The 12,070-nt window shown below is 51.3% G+C and carries 7 protein-coding genes; 5 read left to right on the forward strand and 2 right to left on the reverse strand.

The annotated features are described in order from the left end of the window. Window positions 1-284 precede the first annotated feature (284 nt). The 3 genes from nirB to ICC18_RS15935 all read left to right on the forward strand — a co-directional run bounded on the left by nirB (window position 285) and on the right by ICC18_RS15935 (window position 5,262). Window positions 285-2,705 carry a nitrite reductase large subunit NirB gene (gene nirB / locus ICC18_RS15925; protein WP_188175436.1) on the forward strand — a complete coding sequence of 807 codons (2,421 nt, stop codon included), beginning with the start codon at window positions 285-287 and terminating at the stop codon, window positions 2,703-2,705. Window positions 2,706-2,737: 32 nt separating this feature from the next. Further along, window positions 2,738-3,088 carry a nitrite reductase small subunit NirD gene (gene nirD, locus ICC18_RS15930; protein ID WP_188175437.1) on the forward strand — a complete coding sequence of 117 codons (351 nt, stop codon included), beginning with the start codon at window positions 2,738-2,740 and terminating at the stop codon, window positions 3,086-3,088. A gap of 68 nt (window positions 3,089-3,156) precedes the next feature. Further along, window positions 3,157-5,262 carry a molybdopterin oxidoreductase family protein gene (locus ICC18_RS15935; protein ID WP_188175438.1) on the forward strand — a complete coding sequence of 702 codons (2,106 nt, stop codon included), beginning with the start codon at window positions 3,157-3,159 and terminating at the stop codon, window positions 5,260-5,262. A 232-nt stretch (window positions 5,263-5,494) separates the two neighbouring features. On the opposite strand, the gene ICC18_RS15940 is transcribed toward ICC18_RS15935, so the two are convergent. Both ICC18_RS15940 and ICC18_RS15945 read right to left on the reverse strand, forming a co-directional pair. Continuing rightward, window positions 5,495-9,892 (reverse strand): DEAD/DEAH box helicase, encoded by a 4,398-nt coding sequence (locus ICC18_RS15940; RefSeq protein WP_188175439.1) that lies wholly within the window; start codon window positions 9,890-9,892, stop codon window positions 5,495-5,497. A 220-nt stretch (window positions 9,893-10,112) separates the two neighbouring features. Then, window positions 10,113-10,334 carry a helix-turn-helix domain-containing protein gene (locus ICC18_RS15945; protein WP_028556998.1) on the reverse strand — a complete coding sequence of 74 codons (222 nt, stop codon included), beginning with the start codon at window positions 10,332-10,334 and terminating at the stop codon, window positions 10,113-10,115. A 273-nt stretch (window positions 10,335-10,607) separates the two neighbouring features. On the opposite strand from ICC18_RS15945, the gene ICC18_RS15950 reads away from it, so the two are divergent. Continuing rightward, a complete protein-coding gene (locus ICC18_RS15950; protein ID WP_188175440.1) occupies window positions 10,608-11,297 on the forward strand; it encodes a DUF6483 family protein in 690 nt (229 codons plus the stop codon). A 10-nt stretch (window positions 11,298-11,307) separates the two neighbouring features. Continuing rightward, on the forward strand, window positions 11,308-12,063 hold the full coding sequence (locus tag ICC18_RS15955; RefSeq protein ID WP_188175441.1) for a class I SAM-dependent methyltransferase: 756 nt from the start codon (window positions 11,308-11,310) through the stop codon (window positions 12,061-12,063). Window positions 12,064-12,070: the final 7 nt, after the last annotated feature.

Below are 12,070 nucleotides of genomic sequence, written 5' to 3' on the forward strand. Positions count from 1 at the left end.
CGCTGATATCTTCATCAGCGGTCCTTAATCAGGTAAACTTTTTTGCTCATGCAGCTTGCTGCTCAGCGCTTCAGGCTGTATGCGCAAAGACGTTTACGACCACTCGTCTTTGGTAGTTCATGACGAACTACTCTAGCTCCATATCCCAACTATTGTCATTCGGGAGCATGTATTGCGGATTTTTCACCGCTCCCGATGACCCTTTTTTAGAGGAAGATATATAGTCGGATATGGAATCAAAACAAATGGGATATAGAGATGGAAAATGAGAGAGGATGATTGAAATGTTACAGAAAGAGAAACTCGTTTTGGTCGGGAATGGAATGGCTGGGGTTAACGCAGTTGAACACTTGTTGAAACTGGCGCCAGGTAAATATGAAGTAACGATATTCGGCAGTGAGCCTCATCCGAACTACAATCGGATCTTGCTGTCTTATGTTCTTGCCGGAGACTCGAAAGTAGATGACATCGTCATTCATCCTTTCGAATGGTATGAAAAGAACGGTATTACTCTTTATACAAATCAAACCGTCACCCAAATTGACACGACCGCTCAAACGGTAACCAGTGATAAAGGCGTAACGGTTCCATACGATAAATTAATTTTGGCAACAGGCTCCAATCCATTCATGATTCCGCTGCCGGGAGCTGATAAAGAAGGCGTTATGGCATATCGCACGATTCGCGATTGCGAGATCATGATCGATTCGGCGAAAAAATACAAAAAAGCGATCGTCATCGGCGGCGGCTTGCTCGGACTTGAAGCGGCGAGAGGTTTTCTCAACCTGGGCATGAAAGTCGATGTCGTCCACATCCTGGATACGATCATGGAGCGCCAATTGGATCGCCCGGCATCCAAAATGCTTCAAGAAGCGCTTGAAGCGCAGGGAATGAACTTCCTGCTGGAAAAGCAATCCGCCGAAATCGTCGGCGACAAGCGGGTAACAGGCTTGAAATTCAAAGACGGCAGTGTAGCCGAAGCTGACCTTATTGTCATGGCTGTCGGTATTCGCCCGAATGTTCAGCTTGCTAAGGATGCCGGGCTGGAATGTAATCCAGGCATCATAGTGAACGATTATTTGCAAACAAGCGTGCCAAATGTGTACGCAGTCGGTGAATGCGCCATGCATCGCGGCATCGCATATGGTCTCGTTGCTCCCCTCTATGAGCAAGGCGCTGTGCTTGCCAAACATCTGGCCGGCGTGGAAACCGGACCGTATGAAGGATCTGTCGTTTACACCAAGCTCAAAGTTTCCGGTGTTGACGTGTTCTCCGGCGGACAATTCGTGGATGCCGAAGGAACCAAAGCCATTCGCGTTCACGATGAGTTTTCCGGTATCTATAAAAAAGTCGTCATCAAAGACAATAAAATCATCGGCGCCGTGTTGTTCGGCGATACGTCAGACGGAACCCGCTTGATGCAAATGATTCGCGAAGAAACCGACATCAGCGGCATGGAAAAGACTTCGATTCTGAAAGATTCTTCTGGCGGCGGCGGTGCAGTATCCGGTGTTGCAGATTTGAAAGACGATGCTATCATTTGCGGTTGTAACGGGGTTACCAAAGGTGCGATCTGCTCCGCGATCAAAGAGCAAGGTTTGACGAGTGTGGAGGAAGTCAAAAACTGCACAACGGCTTCACGTTCCTGCGGAGGGTGCAAACCGCTTGTCAGTGACCTACTCGCCTACACGCTAGGAGATTCCTACGATAAAAATGCGGCCAAAGAATCGATTTGCGGCTGTACGGATCATACTCGCGATGAAGTTGTAGCGGCTGTTCGTGAAAAAGGACTTACCCACGTTCGTGAAGTTATGAATGTGCTGGGCTGGAAAAACGAAGAGGGCTGCTCCAAATGCCGACCTGCGTTGAACTACTACCTCGGCATGGTTAGCCCTGAAACGTATCGGGATGACAGCACTTCGCGTTTTGTGAATGAGCGGATGCACGCCAACATTCAAAAGGATGGCACATACTCTGTTGTTCCACGGATGTACGGCGGAGTGACGAATCCTGCGGAGCTGAAGCGCATTGCTGAAGTTGCGGAACAATTCAACGTACCTACTGTTAAGCTTACGGGCGGACAGCGTATTGATTTGCTTGGTGTGAAAAAAGAAGACCTGACCGCGATGTGGGAAGCGCTCGATATGCCTTCCGGTTATGCTTACGGCAAAGCGCTTCGAACAGTCAAAACATGCGTCGGCGAAACGTTCTGCCGATTCGGAACAGGCGATGCGATGGGTGTCGGCATCCAAATGGAGAAGCGTTTCGAACGTTTGAATACGCCAGCGAAAGTGAAAATGGCCGTATCGGGTTGCCCGCGAAACTGTGCAGAGTCCGGGATTAAAGATCTTGGCGTCGTATCCGTCGATGGCGGTTGGGAGCTTTATGCCGGTGGAAACGGCGGCGTGAAGGTTCGTGTCGGCGACCTCCTGGCAACGGTAAAAACGGAACAAGAAATTATTGAATATACAGAAGCGTACCTGCAATATTACCGTGAAACAGGCAAATACGGAGAACGTACCAGCGAATGGGTTCATAGACTCGGAATCGAGCACGTGCGCGAAGTTATTCAAAATGAAGAAAAACGCAAAGAACTTTGCGCAAGAATGGATGTTGCATTGTCGGTAACCAAAGATCCTTGGAAAGCAGCCATCGACAGCAAAAAAATTCAGCAGGACCTGTATGAAGTGGTCGAACTTAAATAGAGGATACGAATCCATTGGGAGGAGCAAGCAATATGAGCGTAAAAGAAGAACAAATGGTATGGGTGCAAGCAGTTTCCTATGAAGAATTGGCTGTAAATACAGGGAAAACCATTCGCTATCAAGGTGTAGAGGTAGCTCTCTTTAAACTAAGCAGCGGTAAGCTGCATGCGATCCAAAACCGCTGTCCGCACAAGGAAGGCGTACTTGCCGAAGGGATCGTCTGCGACGATCATGTCTTCTGTCCTTTACACGATCGGAAGATTCACTTGCCTTCCGGTTTGGTTCAGTTACCTGATACAGGGTGCGTTCAAACGTATTCCACGAAAGTTCAGGATGGACTTGTATTTATCGGTTTTCCAAAAACTGAAGAACTGGCCAGCTAATCTGGCTTTGCTTAGTAAAGCTTACGAAGCAAGTTTTCCTTACGGAAAACACTTAGGGGTGAGATGCGATGAAAGCAGCATTGACGACATTGCCTATGGAGCAGACCTCGTCCCACTGCTGCTTTTGCAGCATGCAGTGCGGGCTTACGCTCATCCCGAGCGATAAGAGCCCGGGTCTCACGATTAAACCGAGTCCGGATTTTCCGGTAGCTACGGGTCGGCTTTGCCAAAAAGGCTTGAATGCGATGGATCATGTTATTCATCCGGAACGGATTACGGAGCCTTTGCACAGAACTTTCGGAGAGCTACGGAGCTGGCATGAAGTCACATGGACTTATGCGTTCAAAGATATTGCTGACCGAATCAAAAGGCTGCAAGCTAAGCACGGCAATGATGCTGTTGCTGTCTACGGAGGCGGGTCGCTAACGAATGAGGTTTGCTACTTGCTAGGCAAATTTACACGCGTGGCGCTTCGCTCCAAATATATCGATTACAACGGGCGATACTGCATGTCATCGGCGGCAGCGGCCAGCAATCAAGCATTCGGTCTGGATCGCGGGATGACGATGCCGTTATCTGAAATTCCTTATGCCAAATTCATCATTTTGGCTGGTACGAACATTGCGGAATGCCAGCCGACCATGATGCCTTATCTGCTCGATGCGAAGAAAAACGGGGCAGTGATCGTCACGATCGATCCGCGCAACACCATGACTTCGAAGGTCGCCGACATCCACGTCCGGCTTCAGCCAGGATTTGATTCCGTTTTTATTAATGGATTGTTGCATGTCATGATTGAAGAAAAATTGGTTGCGGACGCCTTTATTCGGGAGCGGACGGTAGGCTTCGATCAACTGAAGGAGGAGGTTCGTCCTTTCACTCCGGCTAGAGTCGAAGAGCTTACCGGTATTCTGGAGGGAGTAGTCCGGACGATTGCGCGCGGCTTTGCCAAAGCAGAGACCGGGATTGTTCTCACGGCACGAGGATTGGAGCAGCAAGTGAACGGCGTGGAAAACACGCTGAATTACATTAATTTGGCACTCCTTACCGGAAAGATAGGGCGAAGAGGCTGCGGCTATGGTGCCGTAACCGGTCAGGCTAACGGTCAGGGCGGGCGCGAGCACGGACAAAAGGCGGATCAACTGCCGGGATATCGCCTGATCGAAGATCCGGCTGCGCGTGAGCATGTTGCCCGCGTGTGGGGCATCGATCCTGACGATCTGCCGGGGAAAGGCGTATCGGCGTATGAGCTGCTGCAGAAGGTGGATGAAGGCGAGATCAAGGCGCTCATTGTGCTAGGTTCGAATCCGATTGTTTCCAGCCCGAACAGCCGCATGGTGGAGCGGGCTTTGCAGAAGCTGGAGCTGCTTGTCGTCGTCGATATGTTCGAGACGGAAACTGCGAAGTTTGCGCATTACTTGCTACCGGGTTCATCGTTTCTGGAAGCGGAAGGTACGATGACCAACTTAGAGGGAAGGGTGTTTCACCGGGGGAAAGCTTTGGAGCTTCCGGGTAATGCCAAGCTGGATTATCAAATCATTTGCGAGCTGGCTAACGGACTGGGATACGGAGCCTATTTTCAATATGCGGGAATTGAAGATGTGTTTAAAGAGCTTGCTCTGGCTACTGCCGGGGGCAAAGCGGATTATAGCGGCATCACATATGACAGGCTCAAGGCCGAGAAGGGTATCTTCTGGCCATGCCCTTCGAGCGAGCATCCCGGCACGCCGCAACTATTTAAGGAATCTTTTTACCATGCCGACGGCAAAGCAAGGCTGTTCGGCATCAAGCCTAAAATGCCTGCGGAACCGATCGATACAGATTATCCGTATGTGCTGACGACGGGAAGACTGTCCAATCACTATTTGAGCGGAGCGCAGACGCGTCGAACCGAAGGTTTGAACAAAAAAGCGCCGGTACCCGTCGCTGAAATCCATCCATGGCTGGCCGGGCGAATCGGTCTCGGCGTCGATCAGAAAATCCGGATTACGAGCCGGCGCGATTCCCTCGTTTTTCAAGTGAAAGTGACCGAAGGGATTCAACCCAGAACCGTGTTCGTTCCTTTTCATTGGGGAGAGGAGCTATCGGTTAACAAGCTGACTAACGATGCGCTGGATCCGACTAGCCGGATGCCGGAGTTCAAAATATGTGCGGTTAAAGTGGAACGTGCTTAAGGAGTGCAGCTGAGTGCTGCGCTCCTTTTTCGCGACAAAAACGGGAACAAGGCTCCCCATTCGTTAATAACGTCTTCCTGGACGCTAAATCTGACCTGATCGCTAGAGCCCTAATAGGCCCTTTTCGCCAACAATTAGCGTACAAATGTTCTTGAAATAACGAAGTTGTGCGTTAATCAAGCGTGTGCGGAGGATCAGCACAGCGTTGTGTATGCCTATTTTAGCATCCGCTTCAGTTCAACTGGCTTGGCCACAGCACAAAGCTGGTGCGGTCTTTTTCAGCGCCGAGCAGCCTTAAGTACTCTTGTTCAGGTGCATCAGCGATGCGGACGCCGTTCCAAGTGTCGATGACGATTTTGCGAAGCTGATTTTGCTTCAAAAACATACGGAACATGCTTTTTAGTTCTTGAATGATTTGTTCTTTATCGATGGTTCCAAGCGGAGTACCCTTATTGATCTGATAGATGCGCTTGCCGTTATTTTCGATCCAGAAGTGCCATTGTGTTCCTTTAAAGGCCAGGTAATTGCTGCTCTTGCGGGAAAAAGAAACCCCTGCGACTTCCGGCCATGGAACAAGCAGGCCAAAGGGATTAGCAGGATCTATGGCGCTTATGATGTTGACCTTGTGCTCATACCCAGCCGTGCTGTTCGTTAGAACCAATGGAGACGGTTGCTGCAACAAGCTGATGAATTCCTTCGTTGCAAATTGTAGGACCGGTAAATCCGCAATGAACAAACCGCGTACGACAAGTCCCCACGTTTCCAGCTGTTTAAGCACGGCCAGAATGGATTCCCATGGAAAGGGGCACATGGCAGCTACAACGTCTTTGGTTATGAGGCCAAAACGCTCCAGAAGATGTTGCGTCCATTCTACTGCGGCGGCTTCTTTGTCAAAAGTAGGGCTTTGCAGGGATTCGAGCGAATACCATCGCCCAAGTCCGGATTGAAACTTGTCGGTTTTCTTGGGAGCACCCTGGGCATGCAAACGTATCGGGGCGAATTGGTCGTTCGCCGCACGCCCGTCCCAAACTAATTGAAGCAGCTCTTCCAAGAGCGCCGAAGGAGCTCGGCCGGTTTCGATGCCAAGTTTGCTCAAAAAGCTGGCGCCTTTATTCTGAAGGAGGTTAAGCAGCTCAGGCTGCGAGACCGGCTTGCTTTGAACTGCCGCAAGACAGGGCTCGAAGAGAAGCGTGCTTCCTGCCAGAAAGAATGCGATTTTGCCTTCCTTCTCCTCCGGTTCTTTGCGCCCCATCCAAATGACCTCTCCCGATGAGCAAAGCAAATCCAGATCCTGCTTACGGTAAGCAGGCAGCCTGGTTGGGAAGAGCACCGTTTCCCATAGGGAAACCGGCAGGAAAAAGCCTTGCAGATCTTTAATGATGTCGAGCAGTCCTTCCATGCCGGACGATTCTGTACGATCAGCAAATTTTCGCAGAAGCGGCATCTGTTGTAAATAGCTTTGAGGCGATACGCCTTGCCCGTTGCGGCGATACGATTGCAGGGATAGACGTATGAGGCGGGAAGCTACCTTGCTGCTCGTCCAAAGCTCCTCTACGGCGGGATCGGCAAAGGGTGCGACAGTGACTAAATCTGCTTGAAGAGATTCTTGCAGCCAAGACGCAATAATTTTGCCCGAAATGACATAACGATTTGAAAGCTCTTCTATTGTGAAAGAAAGCTTTGCATCGGCAAATCGTTGAAAAACAAACGATCTCGCCACCGGAGAATCCGCTAAAGCCGTATAGAATTCATGCTCATCACTGCAGATGTAGAGCGTTGCGTCAATTGAAGCAATGGCTTTGACTGCGCCTCGTTCAATAAGCTCTTTTAACCAACTATCTACGTGATTCCCCGCGTGTCCGCTCACTTTGCGCAGTTCGTCTCTAGTAGCATCGCCGTGTTCTTTCAGATAGCGCAGCACATCTTGAACACCGGCTAACGGATCATCCGTTTTCGCTAGTTTAGTTTCTTCGTCAGCGATGACTTGAGGGCTAACCGCGCTGCGAATCGCCTCAGCGCCGAATATTTCGGCAGCCATTTGCCGGCTAAATCCAAGCAGCTCGACCTGCAGGTCTTTAGTAAGCGCATCGGACTCATAGATCCTTTGATGCACGTAGTCGGACTGGAATTGAGCGGCTAAAGGAGAAGGAAAGTGATTGCGGTGCACCGCAAACCGGATGTCCTCATTGCGGATAGCTTCCAGGATATCCCCGAGATGCTGAATATCGACCTGATCTTCCAGACATTCACGCATGGCTTCTTGAAACAGCGGGAAGCGCTCTTTGAATGGTAGAGCTTCCTTCATAAGCTCTTGCCCTCGTAGCCGTTTTTTCCAAGCAGGCATTCTTGTGAAACTTCGGGATAAAAGCAGCGACGTTTCCGCCAAACGCTGAAAAGCTGCGGCGAACATACCGGATTCAGCTACGCTTTCGATTACGCTTTCCTCCGCCTGCTTCGACGAAATCGTCATGATGTTTTGCAAAATCGCTTCATTATAGCTTGGGAAAATAAGCTCAATCCCGTTATCTTTCGCATTGCTATATATGGCTGAAAACCCGTTCTGCCTCAAGTTTCTGTCGATGGCCATCAACCAAGTTCGGTTGAGTTTCCGCCCGAAGAGACTGTGAAGGACATAGTGCGTTTGATTGTTTTCGTCTGCGAACGTTTCGATAACGATGGTACGATCCGTAGGCACCGTATTTACGGCGATCTGATTACGGATCAGACCGATCAGGCTGCTGCCGGCTTCCGTATCCAAATGGTACGTATTCACTAACCACTCCTGGACGCGCAGGTCGACGACAGATCGATTTTCACCGGAGGAAGATTCATCTATTGGCTGCACTTGCAGCCGGTCTCGAAGCTCCCGCCATATAGCTCCGGTTTGGGCGCCAAGCTCGAACGTTTTGCCGCCGGATTCCCCGCGCCAGAAGGGGATTTCGCTAAAGCGATTGTCGGCTTCGCGGACATAGATTCGCTCCGGCCGGATACGGACGATTCGCCAAGAGGCCGTGCCAAGCTGGAACACGTCGCCGACCGTCGACTCGTGAATATATTCCTCATCGAGCTCTCCAAGATGCAGGCCGGTCTCGCTATGGTGCACGGGGTATGCCGAGCTCTGCGGAATCGTGCCCGCGCCGACGAGCGCGGCCATCTGGGTGGCAGCCAGTGGATACAGGCGGTCGGTATCGCGATCCCATTCGATGAGCGGACGCACGAAGGGGTAAAGGCCGGCGAGCACCTCTAACATAGCGAGCCATTGCTCACGTGGAAGTCCGCGGAAGCTGTCGCTTTGCAAGAGCAGGCGCTCGAGGCGCGCAATGTCCAGCTCGTCGCCCATCGCGGCCATGGCGACCACCTGTTGCGCCAGTACATCGAGGCTCCCCCGCGGAATGCGGATCGCCTCGATGTCGCGCGCCGCAATGCGCCGGCTGAGCACCGCCAGCTCCGGCAGGAGGCTGCGGCTGCGCGCCAGCATGACGCCGCGGCTGGCGCTGCCGACGGCGTGGCCGGCACGGCCGATGCGCTGGATGCCCGCGGCTGCCGTGAACGGCGAGTCGATCTGGATGACCAGATCGACATGGCCCACGTCGATGCCGAGCTCCAGCGACGACGTGGCCACCAGGCAGCGAAGCTCGCCGGCTTTGAGCATGCGCTCGACCTCGAGACGCTTCTCGCGGGCGACGCTGCCGTGATGGCTCCTTGCGATCTCATACCCGACGTGGTCGTTGAGCCGCAAGGTCAGTCGCTCGCAAAGCCTGCGGCTATTTGCGAACACAAGAGCCGTGCTGCAGCCGTCCATCAGCTGCAGCAGCTTCTCTACAAGGGGCGTCCATAACGCCTCCTTGTCAGCCCCGGGCTTGGCAGGTTCCGGCATCGTCACCTGCAGCTCGTAGCGCTTGTCGGCTTTGCTTTCGACAATCGCCACCTCCCGCGGCTCGTCCGACTCCCAGCCGCCGAGATAACGAGCGACGCGCTCTATCGGTTTTTGCGTCGCCGAGACGCCGATCCGCTGCACGGATCGGCCGCACCACGCGGCCAGCCGTTCCAGCGTGAGCGATAAGTGCATGCCGCGCTTGTCCGCTGCCAGATCGTGGATCTCATCGACGATGATTTGCTCCACGCTCTTCAGCATTTCCCTCGCGCGCGGCGAGGTGAGAAGCAAATACAGCGACTCCGGCGTCGTTACGAGCACATCCGGCGGCCGCCGCAGCATCGACGCCCGCGTGCTCTGCGTCGTATCGCCGGTGCGCACGCCGACCGAGATGCCCGGCCAAGACGCAATTTCTGCGCCGGATGCCGCCGCGACCTCCTCAATCTCCTCCATGAAGCGCAGCAGATGATCGTGAATATCGTTGTTCAGCGCCTTCAGCGGCGTCACAACAAGTACCCGGACGCCTGGTGAATAAGCCTCCGTCATTTGCTTGCTTTTGGCCACGCCATCCAAGCATGGCATGAGGGCGGCCAACGTTTTGCCGGAGCCGGTGGGAGATGAAATGAGCGTATGCGCGCCGGATGCAATTTGCCTCCAAGCCTGCTTTTGTACATCGGTCGGATCCCCGAAACGGGAGGCGAACCATACCTTCAGAATCGGATGAAAATCGTATGCATCCAGCGTGTTTCCCGTCATCTCAAACACTCCTTTACAAACATTTTCTTCCAAGATAGCATAATGCTCATTGTGTCGCCAGTTACAAGAACAAAATAGCTGCATATATTTAGAAAGGAAGCCCTGCATAGGCTTGTCCATTTCTACAACCTGTATTTCCTATTCGAAACATAAAAAGCCCCCGTAACGCCCCTCATAAGAGGAGGTCCGAAGGCTTACATGGATCCGTATGCTGACGGAATCAGATCTTTAATTCCCCAAGCTTGATCAGTTCTACAACCGCTTGTGAACGACCCTTTACGTTCAGCTTTTGCATGACATTCGAAATATGATTACGAACAGTCTTTTCACTAATAAAGAGCTGCTGCGCAATGTCTTTCGTTGTTTTGTCCTGCACTAAAAGTTCGAATACTTCGCGTTCGCGGTTCGTAAGTAGAAATTTGTTTTTGTGGTCGCTGCCCATGGATGTGTGTCACCCCTCCTTGCTCGGGTATTGGGAAATACAAGGTTAAGGGATACAGTCAAAGTTAGTTTATGAAGGGCTGCTGTCAATGGTGCGATATACTCAGAAAATTGGGCGTTCCCCGTTTTTTGAGTTTAGCCTGAAGCCGTGGTAAGCTGAAAAGAGGCATTTCTCACGGGAAGCATATCTTACGAAGAAAGTTTTCTCATGAAAACTCAGCTAATGTTTACAATGTCAGCTTTCCTTGCGGAAAGCTCTAGGGAGGCTGTTCTTATGTTCAAGCGCGATTATTTTATGCGGCAGCTCGAGCAGTTGACGGTCACGCTGCACCGGATTCTGTTCAATAAAGAACACATCCCGCTCAGCCAAGCGCAGCCTTTGTTAGATGAAGCCAGCCGGCATTTGCTAGGGTTGAATGTGAAGTCGTTGCAGGCACTGTCCAGCAAGGATATTTTAGAACTGCTGACCTTTCAGGGCCATTTGGATCCGGCTAAAACGATGGTGATCAGCGACCTGTTCACGGGACAAGGGGACTTACTCCGGCAGCATGAGGAAGCTGAAGATGATGCTGGTGCTAATGAAGCTTATCGCTCTTATCTGAAATCATTAGATCTTTTATTGCTTTTTGCTTTGCCGCCTAATACGGACGATCCGGATGTTGCCCGGGAGGCAGCACAACGAATCACTCAGTGCCTGGAGCGGTTACAGCCGTGGGTGCTCCCTGCGGATATGAAGCTGCGGCTTTTTGATTATTATGACTTGCAGGGTGATTTTGCTAAGGCGGAGGATATGCTCTTTCATTACATGGAGGATCATAAGGAGCTTGTTTCGATAGCAGTGGCGCAAGGTGTATTATTTTATGAACGGCTCCTGGGAAAAGATGAGGATCAGCTGCAAGCCGGTAATTTTAGCAGGGAAGAGGTGCAGGAGGGGCTCTGTCTATTAAAAGAGAAGCTATCCTGAAAGTATCATTATGAATCCAGAAGGTGTGAAAAGTGTGGCTTGGTATCAAAAAAGTTTTGGGAATGATTATTTAATTGTTTATAAGCATAGAGATTTACAAGGTGCTTACCATGAAGTGAAGAAGATGATGGATTGGTTAAATCTGCCGCAAGGCGCGCAGGTGCTGGATTTGTGCTGCGGAATGGGACGGCATTCCATCGCGCTGTCCGAGTTTGGTTACGAGGTGACAGGGGTCGATTTGTCGGAGGTGCTGCTGGCGGAAGCGGTCAAGATGGATGTGAAAAGCCAGGTGAAATGGCATCAGGGAGATATGCGCAAGGTTCCGCTTGATCATACCTTTGACGCCGTTGTCAATCTATTCACATCATTTGGATATTTCGATGAGGATTCGCAGAATGAGCAGGTTTTCCATGAAATTCATCGTCTGTTAAAACCAAATGGCCGATTTATCATCGATTTTCTAAATCCTGTTTTTGTACAGGAGAACCTGGTTCCACAATCGGAGCGTTCGGAGAATGGGCTTACCATTCGCGAATCGCGCAGCATTGAAGAAGGTCATGTTCGAAAAAGAATTGTGATTTCTCAAGAAGGCGAACCTGACCGCCACTACCTGGAGCAGGTGAAGCTCTATGACCGTGCTTCTTTTGAGAGCATGTTACTAAAAGCAGGATTACACATCGATCACGTGTACGGGGGGTATGACGGACAACAATATATACCCGCCTCATCCAGCCGGATGATCTTTATTGGACATAGGGAAGGATGAACTAGAG

This window comes from Paenibacillus sedimenti, assembly GCF_014534655.1.
GTDB lineage: Bacteria > Bacillota > Bacilli > Paenibacillales > NBRC-103111 > Paenibacillus_E > Paenibacillus_E sedimenti.

Bases quoted from the DNA above. Each gene is read 5' to 3' on its own strand.
- ICC18_RS15945 (WP_028556998.1), bottom strand. From the start codon at position 10,334: ATGGGCAGCGACCACAAAAACAAATTTCTACTTACGAACCGCGAACGC.
- ICC18_RS15950 (WP_188175440.1), top strand. From the start codon at position 10,608: ATGTTCAAGCGCGATTATTTTATGCGGCAGCTCGAGCAGTTGACGGTC.
- ICC18_RS15935 (WP_188175438.1), top strand. From the start codon at position 3,157: ATGAAAGCAGCATTGACGACATTGCCTATGGAGCAGACCTCGTCCCAC.
- ICC18_RS15940 (WP_188175439.1), bottom strand. From the start codon at position 9,892: ATGACGGGAAACACGCTGGATGCATACGATTTTCATCCGATTCTGAAG.
- nirB (WP_188175436.1), top strand. From the start codon at position 285: ATGTTACAGAAAGAGAAACTCGTTTTGGTCGGGAATGGAATGGCTGGG.
- nirD (WP_188175437.1), top strand. From the start codon at position 2,738: ATGAGCGTAAAAGAAGAACAAATGGTATGGGTGCAAGCAGTTTCCTAT.
- ICC18_RS15955 (WP_188175441.1), top strand. From the start codon at position 11,308: ATGAATCCAGAAGGTGTGAAAAGTGTGGCTTGGTATCAAAAAAGTTTT.